This is a genomic window from Okeania sp. SIO2C2 (genome assembly GCF_010692625.1).
In the GTDB taxonomy this organism is placed as follows: Bacteria; Cyanobacteriota; Cyanobacteriia; order Cyanobacteriales; family Microcoleaceae; genus Okeania; species Okeania hirsuta.
Map to the genome: position 1 here is coordinate 125,558 of NZ_JAAHGM010000008.1, position 19,145 is coordinate 144,702.

Here is a 19,145-nt window from a genome sequence, read left to right on the forward strand (position 1 = left end):
CAGGAGGTAGCTCCATCAAGTATTGATGCTTAATTTATTGTCTAGTAGGGTGCGTTAATGAAATGTAACGCACCATCTAGATTTTAATTTTCTTAGTAATTAACAATTAATACCAAATCCGGTTTAGCACTTACCAAAAATAAATTAACTATAATTCATATATATCAAGCTTTTCTCAATAATAAATTGTGGTCTATAGTAATCGAATTTGGTATAATAATTGCTTCTATTGAAAAATAAGATAATTGAAAAAAATATTTTTATTATTTTTTATCTTTTATTCTGTAAAGTTGACTGTAGATAAAGACAGACAAGTAATAAATTTCATAATTCTGTGTAGCTTCACACACAATTGATATAACTGAGGATAGAAATCAAAATATTTTTGAGTGCTAATTAAGCAGATATAATATAAATTTTTATTTTTAATTTTTGGCAAAAGGAAACAGAAAAAAGAGAATTGGGGAACGGGAATTTTGGGTAATATTTTTCTTCTTTCGTCTTCCTTTTTTATAGCAGAAGGAAAAAGGCGTTTAGTTATCTAGGAGAAAGGGTTGATTATTGATATACCGTTGTTTTACATCATTTCCGGATAAGAGCATGATCAAAAACTTTTTCCTTTTCCTCCTGTTTCTTCTTCTTTCTTCCCTCCTGACTCGGTCCTCCTGACTCGGTCCTCCTCCGTCGTTTATTTATAAGTATTCAACCGGACATGATATTAGATATTCCATAAGTCAAGAGTAGTCATGGTAGTTACTATATCAAAAATCATCTTTTGATATTGGGTTTAATACCTCGCTGTCTACAGGGTGTTTACTAATTAATAATTAATTGTTGAAAAGCTTGTTGGGGTTTGAGTCCCCATCCGCTGTTTCCTTCTTCCTTCTTCCTTCTTCCTTCTTAAATACAACTTGAACGAGAAAGAACTTGCATATCTTCTTCATCTAAATCTACTGGTATTCCACCACGAATTAGTTCGGCAAAATCTTCATTTGGCACCATAATACATAAAGCATAAAGACGAGTTAAACCAGTATTTTCTATGACATGAATCCCTGTTGGTGGTACTAGAATACTATCACCAGCACGAATATTAACAGATTTTCCGTCACATATTGCCTTTCCTTCTCCTTTAATAATAAAGAACATTTCTACCGCTAAATTATGTCGATTGGGAGGAGTTTTTCCCCCCACATCAAAAATTTCTAAACATACAGTTAAAGAAGCATTGGCAATTACAGGATCGAAAATAATTGCTAATCGATTACTATCTAGGGGACTAATACGATATGCTTGATAATCTTGGGGAGATTTAAGGACTGGAATCATGCATTGAGTAATCATTTTATTCTGGGTAATAGTGTTAACTTATTCAGGAAATTATTGATTATTTAGCTGTAGATTTGTTTAGACACCAGTGGCATCATAGCTACTTATATTGGCATGAAATTTTATATTTTTATTTTGGGGTTAATACCCCGCCTTATACAGGGTATTTACAATTGATTGGGATTTGAGTCTGCATCCACTTTTTCCTTTTTATTCCTTCCTTCTTCCTTCTTCAAGGTTTTCATAAGGCAGGAAATAAAAGGTTTTTGGGAATCTTGCTTTTTGTTATACCTTGATTTTTTTGCCTTCTTAACTGATATCTTTTTTTGAGTTTCGTCTCTTTTTAAGCATAGCTACAAAGTGCCAATTTTTTGTAATTAGTATTTGACCAAATATGAGACTTTTCCAAAAAATATTTATTATTTAATAGCATCCAAAATAGCATTAGAATTTGTGACAAACCCGAAACATTGTTTCACATTATAAATAGTAGCTTGCCAACAATATTCAGGGGAAGTGGTGGCAGTACAGTCTGAAACTAAAATGCAGTCATAACCAAGGAAATTTGCATCTTGTAATGTTGCCATTACACATTGGTCTGCATTCACTCCCGCAAACAACAGAGTTGTTTTGCCCATATTTCGCAGGATGCTATCAAGAGGAGTATCCCAAAACCCACTCATCCTATATTTACTCACGCGAATATCTTCTGGTTGTTGCTCTAATTCATCCACAACTGCTGCTGCCCAACTTCCTTCTATCAGTACGGGGGCATTATTTTTTGGCAGTGGGTCGCCTAAACCTACACCTTTACCAGTGGGGTTATAAACATGGCGTAACCCAGCGCTAATATTCAGTAGGTCGGAACGGTTTCCCCAGTTTACCCAAATTATCGGGATGTTTTGCGATCGCAATTGTGGTAAGAAATTTATTAGTGGTTGAATGGGAGACCGTGCAGGTGTCACATCTACTATATGAGCTAACCAACCATCAGGATGACAGAAGTCATTTTGCATATCTATGACTAAAATTGTTGTTTTGGCTAAATCTAGTTTAATGGTTTTGGTTTCAGTTTTAATGATAATGGGTTTAGCTGGAAGAGGGGGACGAGTAATATCTGCAGTTGTCTCATCAACTGCCCACGCATTGGGTGGTATACCCAGAGTTTCAAGGGAGGAATTCTGCATAATATTATCTGGTGAATTTATCTATAAAATTACAAAGAGCATAGATGATTATTATATGCTCTTTCTTATTTTCGTCGATCTAATATTATTAGTTGTATTACTTAATAATTTTTTAATTTCTCTATTATTGTTTGGTTTATTTTTATTTTCAAATATTTGCATTGTAGATTTAGAGAATAAAATTTTTAAGCAACAATAATATTTTTGTCACTTATGATTATTGGGGAAATATAAAAATTTTAATTTTATCCTATCAAATTTATTTGATAAATATTTGCTATAAATATCTAGGCTATTTCTTAGGAGTCAGAATAAATGGCTTCAATATCATTTTTTAGGTCGGAAATTATTTTTTTAGTCAAAGGGACATCTCCTGCACGTGTCTTTTAATCGCCCTTATTATTGGTAACATTCTTTTTTTTATGGTATAAAATTTATTTGATTATGATTTTTTTTATTTGGGGTTGTTTGACTTTTCATGTTTGGTAATACTTGAAAACTAAATTTTCAAGTTAATTTTTTTGATACTCTGAGTTCAAAGTCTATATATAGCCATCCTATTTCAGTTGCAGGTAAAAATCTCTTTGAATTTAGGAAAAATGGAATAGGAATAAAAGTTTCAGAGTTTTTATGTATCCTGATATTTTTGACAAATCATTATTATTTCATAAATTCTTTCTGTACCTATCTCCATAGACATGATAATTTTATTCAGGTCTTTCTTATTGAAGAAGGAGACAGGAGACAGGAGACAGGAGACAGGAGACAGGAGACAGGAGACAGGAGACAGGAGGAAAATTACATGGGGATTCTCACCCCAAGTAATTTTGAACACTCCAGTTGACGGTGGGGTATTAAACCCACAAAGAAAATGATAAAATTAAGGTCAATTTAAGTGACTCATAGATAATCCCAAGTTGCTTATTTTACTGTTAGCCTTAGTCTTTTCAAAAGCTTCATATAGTTGATATTTTAGGTTTTCCAGTATTCCCAGTCCATTGTTAGCTATTCTAATTTATACTCCATAGGATTCAATAATTGAAGTCGTAATAGTAATTCGATTTGGATTTTGCAGAATTTATTGATAAGTTTTAAATTTTTTGTGGTTATATTCTTCTAAATAATTAATTGTATTTACTAACAAACTCATAAAAACTTGATTTAAGGTATTTGGATAACAATTAATCTGAGGTAAATTTCCATAATTTTTGACAATTTCAATGGCTGGACGCTGATGATTAGCTTTGAGTCTATGTTGTAAAATTGTCAGAGTATTATCTATGCCTTCGTTAATATCAAAAGCCACTTTCGAGGTACTATATTCCCTAGCAAAACTTCGCAATGATACGCTAATTTTGCTGATGCGATCGCTGGTTTTTTTTACGGAAAATAATATTTTTGGTAGCTCTTCAATCAGAAAATCTATATCCATTTCTTCCGCGTCTTTTTCAATTATTAGACCAGGGTCAGGAAATTGTTTTTGATATAATTTAATGTGATTAATAATTGCTGCCAGATATGTTTCTGCGAAATTAACATTACCTACAACTATACTAACTGGATTATTTAACTCATGAGCAATACCAGCAACTAATGCCCCAATGTTAGACATTTTTTCACTTTGAATTAATTGCGATTGAGCTGTTTTAAGTTATTCTAAATATTGATAAAGTTCCGCAGTTCTTGCCTGTACTTTATCTTCCAGTTCGGATGCAGATTTTTGCAATTCTATTTCTGCTGCCTTCCGTTCTGTTATCTCTTTTTGTAAGCGTATATGTATATTGATTCTAGATAAAAGTTATTCGGCTTTAAACGGTTTAACAATATAGTCTACAGCTCCTAAATTTCAACCTTTTATTTTTTCAGTAGATTCAGAAAGTGAAGTCATAAAAATAACAGGAATATTTTTAGTGCTTTCTTAAACTTGCAAGTAACTACAAACTTCAAAACCATCTATTCCTGGCATGATTATATCTAGCAAAATCAAATCTGGTAATACATTTTTCACCTTCTCAATTGCAGTTTCTCTATCCTCTACTGCAATGACATTAAAACCAGACTTTTTTAATACATTCAATATTAAATGGGCGTTTCGATATTCATTATCTACCACCATAATTGTGTGTTCCTTTTTTTGATTCATGGAAACTCCTTTGATGTTTTTTCTTAGTTCAAACTACAGCATTTGCCGATTTAATTCAGTACAAAATTTTATGGGTATTGCTCATAGGGAATCAAGAATATAGACCGAAATTAAACTGTACTCAATTATTCTCAAAAATTATCTAATATTTTTGATAGTATAAATATTTTTTTACCGAATAATTAAGGTTTAAAGCCTCTCCTTTAAAGTATAAACAAGAAAAAATTTTCATGATTAGTCAATCCTATCCGTTTTCAAGGAGAGTTCATTAATTGATAATTGATAATTGATAATTACCTCTGGTTAAAACCCCTCTTGATTGAATATAAGGAAATATTATTTCTTTTGTTTACCCGATCAAGGGGAGGCTTAAAGGCGTGAATTATTTAATTATTAATTATTCGGTAATTATTAATTATTAATTGTTGAAAAATATAATTAGATTTATTGATGACAAAATCAAAGTAAATCTCAGATAATTTATTACTACTTTCACCCGACCGATATAATTTTCCGGTCTACTACTTAGTACTCATATAGCAATTCCCAAGAAGCGTGAGGTACAAAATTCCTTTGCTTTAGGGAGTAGGAAGTAGGGAGTAGGAAGTAGGGAATAAAAAAGAAGAAAAACAACTTTACCTAAGTAACTTTATAAATGGTATAAAATGATTAATAACTCAAATAAATTTTTTATTGTATTATTAATTATGTTAACATTTTTCTTAAAGTAATACTAACTCTTTGTCAAAAAAAAATAATAACAGTATAATTACGATTGTATCACTTTTTGTATTCATAGAGACACAATGCTGTAAAAACATAAACCATGACTACTCATACCAAATTTCCCCAAAGGTAGTTACATCTTAAATTGATGATTTATTCCTACAATAAAAAAAAGTATAAACTACATAAATTATAAAAAAATAAACCTTTTTTCCTCTTCTTTATTATACTTTTCTTTCCCTATTCCCAGAACCAGTGTTCCTCGTTCCCTGTGTCGTGACTGTAGCAATATTTTATGAAATTGGTATAAAAATTAAAATGTCTATATGTTTTTCTTTCCCTATTCCCAGAACCAGTATTCCTCGTTCCCTGTGTCGTGACTGTAGCAATATTTTATGAAATTGGTATAAAAATTAAAATGTCTAGCAGCATGAACCCATTGCCTATTATTATCGAAGGTTGGCGTTTTCTACCCCATTCTTATGCGATCGCCAATCAATTTCAACTACTAGAAATGCTAAACCGAAAACATCTACAAATTTATCATCAGGATATGCCTTACATTAGCAAAAATTGGCAACCCGTCACAGGTTTATTTCCTCCTGATGCAGAAATAGCATTACGCAACATCCCCAAACCATCTCCTCAAAAAACTGCTGATGCCACATTACGAATATATGCTCCCTTTAATCTCAGTTTCTCCACAAGCAAACGAACAGCAGTTTTTGCCTGCACCGAATGGGGTATTGTTAGTAAATCTATTGTTAACGGAATGGGTGTAAAATCTTTTGCAGAAGCTCATGCTCAAGGAGATGCAATTATTATTACCCCCTCCCACTGGTCAAAAGATGGGTTTATTCGTAGTGGTGCTCAAGAAAGTCGTGTTGCTGTTGTCCCTCTTGGTGTCAACCCTGATATTTATCATCCTTTACCAACTTCTCAGAGAACTATTCTCCGCCAAAAGTTGGGCATTAATAACTATTTTGTGTTTCTCAATATTGGGGTGATGTGCAATAGTAGTCAAGGAGTGGGACGTTTACTCAAAGCATTTGCCATCATTGTTGAGCGCTATCCAGATACTAAACTTATCCTTAAAGGTAGGGATGCTATTTTTCCTTCTAAAGATTCTATTCTCAAAGCTAGTAAAGTTGCACTCACTAATACACAGATAGAAAAAGTGAAGTCTAGAATTATCTATGTTGGCGAAACTCTTTCATTTTCTCAACTAGCTCAACTTTATCAAGTTGCTGATGCTTATGTTTCTCCCTATTTAGCTGAAGGTTTTAATTTGCCAGTATTGGAAGCAACAGCTTGTGGTTTGCCTGTAATATGTACAAAAGGTGGCCCGACAGATGATTTTACTAACTCTGATTTTGCTTTAAAAATTGATAGTAAACTCCAGACTAATTATACAAGGGATGGAGATACTCTCTGGTGTGTAGTACCAGAACAAGAGCATTTGATTGAATTAATGCAAACAGTTATTGAAAAATCTTTATTATTAGACCATGCTCGTCAAACTGGACCGAAATGGGTTCTTCAGCATTTTACTTGGAAGCAAGTTGTGGATCGATTATTAGATGTGCTTATTCCGTCTGTAAAATTTGGTAGACCGACTTTTGAGCCAATTATTCTTTAGAAAAGAGGGAGTAGGAAGTAGGGAGTAGGGAGTAGGGAGTAGGGGGAAATAATTGATATATCTACTCAGATAATTGATTTTATTTTTTATTATTGGAGATTTCTAGTGGGCAATATTAATTTAGTTTTGAAATGTTAGAGATTTTTGGTGACTTCATTTCTGTTGCGGGTTAGTTTTTGAGAGACAGGAGATAGGGAAATCAGGAAGTTTTCTCTCTCCCCTTTCTTGAGTTTGTCCTTATTTCTGGGAAACCTACTAATTACCCACTAGCTTTCGGCCTAACTAAGTCTAAAACTAAGCTCCTATTTCTCAGTATTTGCTCTGTCCATAACTTTTTTTAGTTGAATAAAAAGTCATGTGTAGGGGCGAGATCACCCCAATAACATAATACTACCACATTTTTTTTGACTGTGAGAATCCTATTTGCTTCCATCCTGGGGTTTTTCTGGGTGCTTCACAGGATGATAATTTCTATCAGTCGGATAAATCTTCGGTTTACCGAATAATTAAGGTTTAAACCCTCTCCTTTAAAGGAGAAACAATGAATTAATTTTCCTTTTATTCAATCCTCTTCCTTTTAGGGACAGGTAATTATCAATTATCAATTATCAATTATTGAACCACTAGCTTTTGCCCCAACTAAGTCTAAAACCAAACTCCTATTTCTCAATACTTCTTCCCTAGACAACTTTTTTGCGTTGAATAAAAAGTCATGCGTAGGGGCGAATTCACCCCAATAACATAATACTACCACATTTTTTTTGATTGTGGGAAGGCAATAGGATTCCATCCAGGTTTTTTTGGTGCTTCACAGAATGATGATTTTTGCCAGTAGATAAATCTTCAGTTTATCCACTAGCTTTACTGTGCAACTCAGTCTAAAACCAAACTCCTATTTTTCAATACTTCTTCCCTAGACAACTTTTTTGCGTTGAATAAAAAGTCATGCGTAGGGGCGAACTCACCCCAATAACATAATACTACCACATTTTTTTTGATTGTGGGAAGGCAATAGGATTCCATCCAGGGTTTTTTTGGTGCTTCACAGAATGATGATTTTTACCAGTAGATAAATCTTCAATCATAGAAACTCATAATTAATAGACATCTCTAGAAAATAGGGAGTAGGGAGTAGAGAGTAGGCGGAAATAATTAATGATTTATGTACGAGAATTAATTTTATTTTTTATTATTGGAGATGTCTAATCAAGTTGCACTTGTTAAGCTGATAACTTTATATTTAATTTTTTATTATCAAACAGGATTGGGTCTAAAACCCCGCCTTTTAAGGCGAAATATTTTTGGAGAGTTGCTCAAATCCCCTAACCCCTCCCCTCCTGGGAGGGGTTAGGGGTGGGTTGGGAGGGGGAGGGGCGAGGGGTGGGTTAACTTCTGACTTCTGACTTCGTTAAAGATACCCTCAATTTTAGAACATGAAAATTGATACTATAATAATTGTACTTCTGCTCAACAATAAACATTAAAGTAACTTAACAGGACAATTATGCAATCAACAACAACCCAATCAAATACCTCAAATATGGATATGCCAAAATATGGTTTACCAGTGACAGTAATTACAGGTTTTCTTGGTAGTGGTAAAACTACTTTACTTAACCATATATTGCAAAATCAACAGGGAGTAAAAACTGCCGTTTTAGTAAATGAATTTGGAGAAATTGGTATTGATAATGAATTAATTGTTTCTACCGATGGAGATGACACAATGGTAGAACTTAGTAATGGTTGTGTTTGCTGCACTATTAATGAAGATTTAGTTAATGCTGTTTATAAAATTTTAGAAAGACCAGACAAAATTGATTATATGGTAGTAGAAACTACTGGTTTAGCGGACCCGTTGCCAGTAGCTTTAACTTTTTTAGGTACTGAGTTACGAGATATGACTCGCCTAGATTCAATTATTACTTTGGTCGATGCTGCTAACTACAGTCTTGATTTGTTTGACAGTCAGGCAGCACATAGTCAAATAGCTTATAGCGATATTATTTTGTTAAATAAAACTGACCTAGTTGAGGAGAAAAATTTAGACTTATTAGAAGTGAAGATTAGAGATGTTAAAGAAGATGCGAGAATTATGAGGACTAGCCAATCACAAGTGGCTTTGCCGTTGATTCTCAGTGTGGGTTTGTTTGAGTCGGAGAAGTATTTTGAAATAAAAGAAGAAGCTCATAGCCATGACCACGACCATGACCATGACCATGAACATCATCATCACGACCATGACCATGACCATGAACATCATCATCACGACCATGACCACGACCATGAACATCATCATCACGACCATGACCATGACCATGAACATCATCATCATTCCAACCACTTAGAAAATGATGGTTTTACTTCTATTTCTTTTCAAAGTGATCAACCTCTTTCTCTTAAAAAATTCCAAGATTTTTTGGATAATAAAATGCCTGCAAATATTTTCCGAGCAAAGGGAATTTTGTGGTTTGAAGAAAGTCCTCTACGACATATTTTTCATTTGAGTGGTAAGCGGTTTACTATTAATGATGATGAGTGGAAAGGTACTCCAAAAAATCAGCTAGTTTTGATTGGTCAAAATTTAGAACATGATAAGTTGCGATCGCAATTAGAGGACTGTGTTATTTCTTGAAAAGTTAGGAATAAGGAATAAGGTAATAGGTTGGAATTATTGAAATTTCCTACAAACCAAAATCTCTTTTTTCTTCTCTTTCTAGGAAGTGCTGTACATTGGATTTTTTCTATGTATAAAAATGATTAGATGGAGGTTAAAAGCAATGTTTAAACATTAGGAATCAGGAGCTAGAGAAATAGAATAGGGGGAAAAGGTGGAAATGTGCCACTATATTCACCATCTACCTATCTCCCTATATTTAAGTACATAAAGTACATAAATAGACATCTCCAATAATAAGAAATTAAATCAATTATCGTACAAAAATTATCAATTATTTCCCCCTCCATACCTATTCCCTATTCCCTCTTTTCTGGAGATGTCTAATATAAATCTCATAATAATAAAAAATTAAATCAATTATTGCACTCTTATTGATCAATTCTTTGCCTCTATGACCTACGGACGTTGCATGCAACTTCCCTATCGCCCACTCCCTCTTTATTTGGAGATACCTAAAAGATTCCAAATTGGTTCTAGACATTGATTATGCTTAAAGAAAAGAATTAGGAATCGGAAAAATTATGACTCAATATTCACCCCCATCACAATTGAGGCAATGCAAGTAAGGTTTAGTCTATTAAACAAGGGAAGTGGTAGACAAAAGTAAGTATTATCTACTCCTGACTCCTTTCCATTGAAGATTAATTAGGGCTTGCTGAATAAATCTAAAAGTCTTTGCAGATAAAGGTAAGTGCCTTTTTAAGTATCAAAAAGTGCGAGGTTTTAGGTAGTAATGGTTCAATTAGGAGCGGATTTTGGTCAAGATAGGGGCAAAAAAATGAAGGGACTATTCTTCCTACTATCTCCTCTATAATTCCCCTAACTCGTAACTCCTGACTCCTGACTCCTGACTCCTGACTCCTGACTCCTACCCTCACCCATAAGACTTTTTCAGCAAACCCTAATTAATATAATTTATCTGTAAAAATGCGCTTAATAATTGTTGCTCAAACCTGATTACACTAACTATTCTCATCTTTATATTAAGTGCAAATTTATGGATAAATGTTATAAGTGGTAGTGCCAAATTAATTGCACATATTTGACAAAGGAATATATGCGATAAAAAGCAAATATAGATTTATAACGTTATGAGATTCATGTTTAGATTTAAATCCAGAAAGTAGAAAGCTTATAGAAATAAGAATTCACCATAGTAATTGTCCTCTAGTTAGAGAATGATACTAATTTCGATTTATTATTGTTCTCTAGTTTCTTCTTTGTCAAAAGAAAAAATTATTTTTAACCTTTAACTTTTTTTGTTATGCGAGTTATTATCCAAAGAGTGAATTTTTCTCAAGTCAAAGTAAATGGAAAAATTGTTGGTAAAATTGGTAAAGGATTAAATTTACTTGTAGGTATTGCAACTACTGATACGGAAGTAGAAATAGATTGGATGGTGCGTAAATGTTTAGAGATTCGTTTATTTCCTGACCTAGATAGTAATAATAACCGTTGGGAAAAATCAGTAAAAGATATAAATGGTGAATTGTTAATCATTAGTCAATTTACTCTTTATGGAGACTGTCGCAAAGGTCGTCGTCCATCTTTTGATAATGCGGCATCTCCTGAAGTTGCTAAACAACTTTACCAGTTATTTGTAGATCGATTAAAATTGAGTTGCTTAAAGGTAGAAACTGGTATATTTGGAGCAATGATGGAAGTTGAAATTGATAATGACGGTCCGGTAACTCTATTGTTAGAAAGAGAAGCTACTTCAATAATGAATAATTAATAATGAATAATGAATAATTAATAATTAATTAGGGTTTGTTGAATAAATCTAAAAGTATTTACAGATAAAGGTAAGTGCCTTTTTAGAACGAAAAAAAGTGCAACTTTTTAAGCTTGAGCGACCAAAAAGTTAGGATAAAAAGTAGAATAATTGCAGAAAAATCAAGGGATAAAATATCCGACTAACTCCTCTAAATTTCCCATTCCTCCTGACTTCCCCTCCTGGGATGGTCTGGAGGTGGGTTGACTCCTACTTCATACCAAAAAACTTCCATAAGCAAACCCTAATTATCACAATATTTAATAAAACATCTATGAATTAAGCTATTTTTTCCACCACAAAAAATATCTTTATACGTAATTCTCTATTATCTGTTACCTATTTACTTTTTCTCAAAAGGATTTTCATAACTTAAAGGTAAACTCTATATAAATGCGATAAATAAAATTTCGGGTTGACGAACCAAGATAGGGGTATTTCCACACCATTTTTTTTCAATGGTCGAGACCAAATTAATGTTATACTACTATAGTAATTTCATTTGAGTTGCGTAAAAAACCTGGTCGCTTTTAGGCAACAGCTCATCTGGCAACAGGTAATAGATAAGAAGGTTTACCGGACTTTTTACTGTTAGTAAATAACCAAATCTTGTTTGACATCTCATTTGAAAACGCTATATAAGTAATAGAGTTACCTAACAAACAGGTATCATGTTAATATCACAATTGTTAAATTAGGGTATTTCTAAACTTAAAAATTTAGTTAATATAATTTTAGATTTTAAATAAGGAAAGCTATGGGATTTTTTGATTCAGAAGTAGTTCAACAGGAAGCTAAACAATTATTTGAGGATTATCAATCCTTAATTAAGGTAGGAAGTGATTATGGTAAATTCGACCGAGAAGGTAAAAAAATTTATATTGAAAAGATGGAATCAATTATGGAGCGCTACAAAATTTTTATGAAGCGTTTTGAATTATCAGAAGATTTTATGGCTCAAATGACTATGGAACAACTTAAAACTCAGTTAAATCAATTTGGCATTAGTCCTCAACAAATGTTCGATCAAATGCACACAACTTTAGAAAGAATGAAGTCAGAATTAGAAAAACAGTCCTAATTGAATCAAGATCAATAACGATTTAATATATTAACCACATTATTTCAAACAGTTTTTTGGGAAAATTTTTGAAGTTATAGAAATTATAGAAATAAACAGTTTTTTGCTTTTCCAAATGACGGTATGATTTGAACCCATCATTAACTCACTTTCAATCTATAATTATACTTACCAATATTACCCATTAACAAAGTTATTTTCTTTAACCCAAACTGTTGATTCTAGGAATTAATAAAAACAATTATCTTGAATTTTGTTATTTTTAGCTATTTATGTAGATACATTTTTTTCAAATTATCAAAAATCTCAAAACAACTGGAGAGTACAAAGTTATGCAAAAAAACGATTTACTTTCCAGACTGAAAGTATTACTGGAAAAGGCTTACAGTACCTACAACTCTGAATAAAGAGTTTTTAACCTTTAGACCGCTGAAAGCCTTAGCTAGTAATAGTTATTCCAAGAACTTCGCACTATACTAGAAAACAAGAATAATTTAGAATTTATTGTTGTACTACTTGGTTTTTAATTTATTTTTATTTATAGCATTCTCCATTACTGTATTTTACATATCAAAAGCTTAAAATTCAAAGAACGCAAGATTTTTCTTTCTTGCTTCTTCCTTCTGCTATAGCAACAAAAAAAATGCTATTTAAGCCTTGACTCAAATCAGGAAAATTCAAAATAGAACCTATCTTAGAGATACAAACTTATAGTGTTCTTTTGTTTATTTATCTCAACGTTACTTGAAAACCTGCGTTCTTCCGAAGAGGAGCAGAGGGATGGAAAAACCAATCAATGTTGAGGTTTTCACAGATTGTGTGCTATGATAGTTAAGTTAAGCCTTCTGGGCTATTAGTGTCTAGGGAAGCCGTCGGGTTGGCGACGTACTGTGGAGCTACCTTAACACCAAAAAGAGGATTGACCTCGGAGGCAGGTGCTATGTTAGCGCAGCTCCTCCTCCGGAGGCAAGAGGAAATATAAAAACTGACGGGAGAAAGTTAGCCAGGGAGATTTATCCCCTGGTTGAATAACGACGCGCGGGTTTTAACCCGGAGTAAAAGTATGCTATACTAGAAGTAGTGAGTAAGAACAAGGTTTGTCGCCATGACAAGACCGCTAGTGCGGTGAAATTCCGGCGGACAGGAGACGGGGACGATGCTTCCTACGACGGCTGTTAGCTCCGCATTCCGTAGGAAAAGCAAGTAACGCAGCTAGAGCAGCGATTTATAGCTCCAATATCTAGAGTCAAACCACTCGTGAAAGCGACAAAAAAAGTCAGCTCACAGCTAGACAATGATCTATGCCGAGGAGTTTAGAAGTCTGCCCTTCAGGCTTTAAGCAAATGTGGATTTATGAGGGGCTGCGTGCGGAATTTACTTCCGCACTTTAAACGCCCCGTCCCATTTGCGGTGGATTTGCCACAGAATCCAGGGTGTTTCAACCCCTGGAGATGTCAAAGAAACCCCTAATCAGTGATGGTTAGGAATCATGCATTGTCGCCCAAGGGCAACGTCGGAAGGATGTCAATTGATGAATCCCCATAAACAATAAATGGCGTTGCTGATTCTGGGTATGATTTGATAATTTTGTATTTGGGATTTTTTTATTTTGGATGGTTTGAACTACTTATTAATATTAACTTTATATTCCCAGATCCGGTGTTCCCTATTCCCTATTCCCTATAAACCTACTTTCATACCTTAATTCAGCAATGCCCAATAAATCAATTTAGGGGGTTCCCAACTTTCAAATTCGCTCTTCCTTCTTAATCTTATTAGACACTAATTTATGGCCTCTCAAATTTATATGCTGGGGGAAAATATTCGCGACGCTGGCCTCTCAAGGCTTGGTTCATAAAATTACGCCAGATCGGTGCAACAGTAGTACCACCAGTAGCACCATAATTTAGAGGCCGATAATCATCATTGCCCACCCAAACAGCCGTTGCCAACTGAGGTGTATAACCTACAAACCAAACATCTCGTTCAGAAGAAGTCGTACCAGTTTTTCCAGCGGCCTGACGGCCAATCTTAGCTCTAGTAGCAGTACCTCGTTCAATTACTCCCACCAATACACTATTAAGTGACGCTACAGCCCACTGATTGAGAACCAACTTAGGTTTGGGAGTATTATCCAATAAGACATTCCCACTGGTATCTGTAACCTGTACAATAAAAGTAGTATCAGAATGCCAACCATTATTAGCAAAAGTCGCATAAGCACCAGCCATCTCCAGAGGTGTCAAATCAACCGAACCAAGTGGTAAAGAAATAACAGGTTCCATCGGACTCTTAATCCCTAAAATGCGACAAACCTCAATTACCTTATTAAGTCCAACATATTGACCAATTTTCACCGCTGGTATATTCAAAGAAGACTCCAAAGCCTTACGAATACTAACAGAGCCAGAATATCCACCGCCATAATTTCGAGGAGTGTAATAACCATTACCATCTGGATAACTAACTCGAGTATCAGACACAACCGAATATGGGGAATATCTACCCGAAGCAAAAGCAGTGTAATAAACAAAAGGCTTAAAAGCAGAACCTGGTTGCCTGCGAGCTTGAACAGCACGATTATATTGACTACTCTTAAAATCTGCCCCACCAACCATTGCTCGCACAAAGTGGGTGCGTGGATCAACTGCCACTAATGCCATTTGACCTTTGTCCCAACTCCGATAAACCCGACGGTAATATAAGATTTCATGCCATTCAGTCACAGTTCTTTCAGCCATCCGTTGGAAATTCATATCAATGGTCGTTTGTATCCGCATTCCTCCCTTAAGAACAGCATCTTTACCAAACCTCTCAGTTAACTCCTGAACAACTGCATTAGTAATATAAGGAAGTTCACTCTGACGAAAAGAGGTAACTTTACCCACTAACAATGGCTGCTTGAGAGCCTCAGCTTCCTCTTCAGCAGTAATCCAATTCAGTTCACGCAGTCTTGCTAAAACAGTGGCCTGGCGTTGCTTGGATTTTTGGTAATTGATAAATGGACTATATTCTTCTGGGGCAGGAATCATACCTGCCATCAAGGCAGCTTCAGCCAAAGTTAAATCCTTGGAGGATTTATTAAAATAGCTTTTCGCTGCAGTCTCAACTCCATAGAGATTATGACCCCAGTAAATTTGGTTGAGGTATAATTCTAAAATTTCGTTTTTATCGAGAATTTGTTCCATCCTAATTGCCAAAACTGCTTCAGCCACTTTCCTACTGAGTTTGGCTGTTGGGGAGAGAAACAAATTTTTCACCAACTGCATAGTTACGGTAGAACCACCTTCCACAGTTCTACCCCGTTCTAAGTTGGCGACAAAAGCACGCATAATTCCGATAGGATAGATCCCGTAGTGATTATAGAAGTTACTATCCTCGATCGCTAGAACTGCTCGTTTTAAGTCTGGAGAAATTTGGTTTAGGGATATGACTTCTCGGTTGGCCTCATCGTGGAGACTGGCCAATGGTCTGCCTTTGACATCATATATGTGAGTTGTTTCTGAAGGTGTGTAATTTTTTAGCACTCGAACATCCGGTAGATTACGGAAGCTAATTGCTAAACCTACCAGTCCACCAGCAACTAATGAGCTAGTCAGCATAGTAATGCCTAGTACGGTACCTGCTGTTACCTTACTGACAGATTGAACAAATCCGAAGACTGGTGAAATTTCAGACTGAGATTTTGTAGTTTGCTTATGTGGGAGGGCGTTGGTGGACACTTTGATTTAACTTCCTTGACGAAATTTCAAATTTTACAGCTAGTAATTGTTTAGGTGTTAGATATATTTTGAGAGATTAACTGATTATATTAGGGAATTTTGCTGTTCGGTGTTGTACCAAATCCACTTTAGTAAAGGATGTTCCAAAAAGTTGAACTCTTTGCTATACATTAGGATTTGAGCATAAGACAAGTACCTTTTCATAACCGTATTTAGTATTAGATAATATATTTTGAGAGATTAACCGATTATATTAAGGGATTTTACTGTTAATAGCTGGTAACCTCTCGACGGAATTATTTGCTTAGTTAGCAGTGAGAGACGGTCGTCTCTTATATTTATTCAGCTTACAAAACTAAATTTCAATTTTTAGAGCAGAGCTAAGTAGAGCAAACTAGAAAAAAGACGTTGCATTTTTCAATCAAAAAACCCCTAAAAGCAATGAATATAAACTTTTGAGCTAATTTACAATTTGATAGATACATAGCGCCCAAAATTTACCATGTTCTACTTAGAAATTGTTTAGGTGTTAGATATATTTTGAGAGGTTAATTGATTTATATTCTGTAATTCTACTGCTCATAGCTGATAATCTCTTAAGTGAATTACTTGGTCAGCTAGCAGCGATAGTCGAGGGTTTCTTAATTTATTCAGCTTACAAAGTATATTAAATATTTGAAGAAGGAACAAGTAAGGACTGAAGGACTGGAAAAATGGATGGGATACTGAAAAGTTGTCACTCTGCACCTACGAACCAACCAATTGTAGATACCAGGGGTGACGGTGGGATCTTAAACCCATAGGGAAAAAGATGAAAGAATAAGGTTGAATTATATTCATAAATAATTTATGTTACTTTAGCACTCTTAATTATTAAGAAGGCTTAAACACAATAATTTTTACATCTACTGAACTTTTCTATAATATTTTACTTAGATGCCATTAAGCAGTTGACTTTGTAAACTGTTCAGCGTTTAAACTATATAGTCCAATTTTTTTTGTGAAAGGGAATATAGAATATGAAATCTCAATGCATCTTAGATGACTAAAGACTAAATAGGGTTTGCTGAAAAAGTCTTTTTTAAGGAGTAGGGGAGCGGGGGAGTAGGGGAGTAGGGGAGTAGGGGAGTAGGGGAGTAGGGGAGTAGGGGAGTAGGGGAGTAGGGGAGTAGGGGAGTAGGGGAGTAGGGGAGATTTTTTTAGCCCAACTCTCGCCCAAAATACTAACTTTTTCAGCCCTTCATGCTGAAAACCAGGTACTTTTTCAAGACCTAAAAAGTCTCAAACCTTTACTTGTAAATGCTTTGATATTTATTCAGCAAGCCCTAAATATAGGATTGCTGGATAACTTAAACCATAGTTACTCTAGATTTAATTTAACCCCCCAAACTAAAGCTATATCAATATAACTAAAACTAAATGATGACTGATAAATTTACATGGCTGCGTCGTGGCATCAGCGAAATTTTTCCAGATAGACCAGATTCTACAAACCCTGATGAAAATTTACTTCAGAGATTGGCCAATTCAGACCGACCTTTGCGAGTTAAATTAGGAATTGACCCCACAGGAGCAGATATCCATTTAGGTCATAGTATTCCGGTTCGTAAACTCCGAGCATTTCAGGATGCTGGACATACAGCAGTATTAATCATAGGAGATTTTACGGCAAGAATTGGCGACCCTACAGGGAAATCTGAAGTCCGAAAACAGTTAACTTCCGAACAGGTGCGGGAAAATGCTAAAACTTATTTAGAGCAGGTCCGGCCTATATTAGATTTTGACACGCCAGGGCGCTTAGAAATTCGCTACAACTCAGAATGGCTTTCTAAATTAGACTTGGCAAATATTCTGGAGCTTTTGGCAACAATGACGGTGGGGCAGATGTTGGCGAAGGAGGGTTTTGCTCTTCGTTATCAGCAGGAAAACCCAATCTATATCCATGAGTTTCTTTATCCTTTGATGCAAGGTTATGATTCTGTGGCTGTAGATGCTGATGTGGAGTTAGGGGGTACTGACCAAAAGTTTAATATTGCTGTGGGACGAGATTTACAACGGCATTTTGGTAAAAAAACTCAGTTTGGTCTGTTGATGCCGATTTTGTTGGGGACTGATGGGGTACAGAAAATGTCTAAGTCTCTGGGAAATTATGTGGGTTTGTCGGAAGACCCTCTTAGTATGTATTCTAAGTTGGAAAAAATTCCTGATGACCAGATAGAACAGTATTTTGAATTATTGACTGATTTATCTCTGGATGAATTGCCGGAAAATCCCCGCGAAAGACAAAAGTTGTTGGCCTTGGATATTGCATCTCAGTACCACGGTAGGGAAACTGCTTTGTTGGCTCAAAAAACGGCTATGGAAATAGTGCTTGAGGGAGATATGAGTCAAGCTCAAGCAGTGCCAGAGTTTTCTTTGGCTACTGTGGAGTTTCCAGCAAAGTTGTTTTATGTTGTTAGTGCTAGTGGTTTGTGTAAGAGTAGCTCTGAAGCTAGGAAAAAAATTGCCGGGGGAGCTGTACGTTTGGATGACGACCGTATTTCAGACCAGAATTTGACTTTTGACTCCCCGGCAGACCTTGATGGTAAGGTTCTACGGGTGGGTAAGAAAAATTTTGTCCGCTTGATGAAGGATTAATTAATACTTTTGCTAAAACTCCCAGTCGGAAAAATTCAGTAGATAAAATTTCTGACTCAGAGAGAGGAGAAAATCTCAAGGTAGAAATGACTCAAAACTACAACGTCTTAGTTTTTTTGTTTGAATACCCAGAATATAAACTACTGAAAATTAATCAATACTTTTGCTGAGACTCACAGCCGGAAAAATTTAATAGGCAAAAATTCTGGCTCAGACCGAAGGAAAAT

At 34.9% G+C, this 19,145-nt stretch carries 12 protein-coding genes; 6 read left to right on the top strand and 6 right to left on the bottom strand.

All coding sequences use genetic code 11. The annotated features are described in order from the left end of the window. Positions 1-900 precede the first annotated feature (900 nt). Both F6K18_RS08390 and F6K18_RS08395 read right to left on the bottom strand, forming a co-directional pair. Positions 901-1,344 carry a cupin domain-containing protein gene (locus tag F6K18_RS08390; protein WP_287520051.1) on the bottom strand — a complete coding sequence of 148 codons (444 nt, stop codon included), beginning with the start codon at positions 1,342-1,344 and terminating at the stop codon, positions 901-903. 404 nt (positions 1,345-1,748) lie between these two features. After that, positions 1,749-2,516, bottom strand: coding sequence for an isochorismatase family cysteine hydrolase (locus F6K18_RS08395; RefSeq protein ID WP_287520052.1), 768 nt, complete (start codon positions 2,514-2,516; stop codon positions 1,749-1,751). Between the two features lie 725 nt (positions 2,517-3,241). Here F6K18_RS08395 and F6K18_RS08400 point away from each other — a divergent pair. Then, the gene (locus tag F6K18_RS08400) at positions 3,242-3,391 is read left to right on the top strand and encodes a hypothetical protein (RefSeq protein ID WP_287520053.1); all 150 of its coding nucleotides are present in this window, start codon (positions 3,242-3,244) and stop codon (positions 3,389-3,391) included. 203 nt (positions 3,392-3,594) lie between these two features. On the opposite strand, the gene F6K18_RS08405 is transcribed toward F6K18_RS08400, so the two are convergent. Both F6K18_RS08405 and F6K18_RS08410 read right to left on the bottom strand, forming a co-directional pair. Further along, positions 3,595-4,128 (bottom strand): sensor histidine kinase, encoded by a 534-nt coding sequence (locus F6K18_RS08405; RefSeq protein ID WP_287520054.1) that lies wholly within the window; start codon positions 4,126-4,128, stop codon positions 3,595-3,597. A 306-nt stretch (positions 4,129-4,434) separates the two neighbouring features. Continuing rightward, complete coding sequence (locus F6K18_RS08410) at positions 4,435-4,659, bottom strand: response regulator (RefSeq protein ID WP_287520055.1); 225 nt, start codon at positions 4,657-4,659, stop codon at positions 4,435-4,437. A gap of 1,144 nt (positions 4,660-5,803) precedes the next feature. Between F6K18_RS08410 and F6K18_RS08415 the strand changes: the two genes are divergently transcribed. Next, a complete protein-coding gene (locus tag F6K18_RS08415; RefSeq protein WP_287520056.1) occupies positions 5,804-7,024 on the top strand; it encodes a glycosyltransferase family 4 protein in 1,221 nt (406 codons plus the stop codon). A gap of 1,504 nt (positions 7,025-8,528) precedes the next feature. Continuing rightward, the gene (locus tag F6K18_RS08420; protein ID WP_287520057.1) at positions 8,529-9,659 is read left to right on the top strand and encodes a GTP-binding protein; all 1,131 of its coding nucleotides are present in this window, start codon (positions 8,529-8,531) and stop codon (positions 9,657-9,659) included. A gap of 710 nt (positions 9,660-10,369) precedes the next feature. On the opposite strand, the gene F6K18_RS08425 is transcribed toward F6K18_RS08420, so the two are convergent. Beyond that, entirely contained in the window at positions 10,370-10,582 is a 213-nt protein-coding gene (locus F6K18_RS08425; protein ID WP_287520058.1) for a hypothetical protein, read from the bottom strand. Positions 10,583-10,968: 386 nt separating this feature from the next. On the opposite strand from F6K18_RS08425, the gene dtd reads away from it, so the two are divergent. Then, entirely contained in the window at positions 10,969-11,439 is a 471-nt protein-coding gene (gene dtd / locus F6K18_RS08430) for a D-aminoacyl-tRNA deacylase (RefSeq protein ID WP_287520060.1), read from the top strand. A 796-nt stretch (positions 11,440-12,235) separates the two neighbouring features. Further along, positions 12,236-12,559: a DUF1825 family protein gene (locus tag F6K18_RS08435; protein ID WP_287520061.1), complete on the top strand. Its 324-nt coding sequence runs from the start codon at positions 12,236-12,238 to the stop codon at positions 12,557-12,559. 1,787 nt (positions 12,560-14,346) lie between these two features. Here the strand turns inward: F6K18_RS08435 and F6K18_RS08440 are convergent. Continuing rightward, the gene (locus F6K18_RS08440) at positions 14,347-16,161 is read right to left on the bottom strand and encodes a penicillin-binding protein 1A (protein ID WP_353735036.1); all 1,815 of its coding nucleotides are present in this window, start codon (positions 16,159-16,161) and stop codon (positions 14,347-14,349) included. A 1,539-nt stretch (positions 16,162-17,700) separates the two neighbouring features. Here F6K18_RS08440 and tyrS point away from each other — a divergent pair. Next, positions 17,701-18,918, top strand: a complete 1,218-nt coding sequence (gene tyrS / locus F6K18_RS08445; protein WP_287520064.1) for a tyrosine--tRNA ligase — start codon at positions 17,701-17,703, stop codon at positions 18,916-18,918. Positions 18,919-19,145: the final 227 nt, after the last annotated feature.

Coding starts and splice junctions, on each gene's coding strand:
- dtd (WP_287520060.1), top strand. CDS start 10,969: ATGCGAGTTATTATCCAAAGAGTGAATTTTTCTCAAGTCAAAGTAAAT.
- F6K18_RS08435 (WP_287520061.1), top strand. CDS start 12,236: ATGGGATTTTTTGATTCAGAAGTAGTTCAACAGGAAGCTAAACAATTA.
- F6K18_RS08395 (WP_287520052.1), bottom strand. CDS start 2,516: ATGCAGAATTCCTCCCTTGAAACTCTGGGTATACCACCCAATGCGTGG.
- F6K18_RS08440 (WP_353735036.1), bottom strand. CDS start 16,161: ATGCTGACTAGCTCATTAGTTGCTGGTGGACTGGTAGGTTTAGCAATT.
- F6K18_RS08420 (WP_287520057.1), top strand. CDS start 8,529: ATGCAATCAACAACAACCCAATCAAATACCTCAAATATGGATATGCCA.
- F6K18_RS08410 (WP_287520055.1), bottom strand. CDS start 4,659: ATGAATCAAAAAAAGGAACACACAATTATGGTGGTAGATAATGAATAT.
- F6K18_RS08390 (WP_287520051.1), bottom strand. CDS start 1,344: ATGATTACTCAATGCATGATTCCAGTCCTTAAATCTCCCCAAGATTAT.
- F6K18_RS08415 (WP_287520056.1), top strand. CDS start 5,804: ATGTCTAGCAGCATGAACCCATTGCCTATTATTATCGAAGGTTGGCGT.
- F6K18_RS08405 (WP_287520054.1), bottom strand. CDS start 4,128: ATGTCTAACATTGGGGCATTAGTTGCTGGTATTGCTCATGAGTTAAAT.
- tyrS (WP_287520064.1), top strand. CDS start 17,701: ATGATGACTGATAAATTTACATGGCTGCGTCGTGGCATCAGCGAAATT.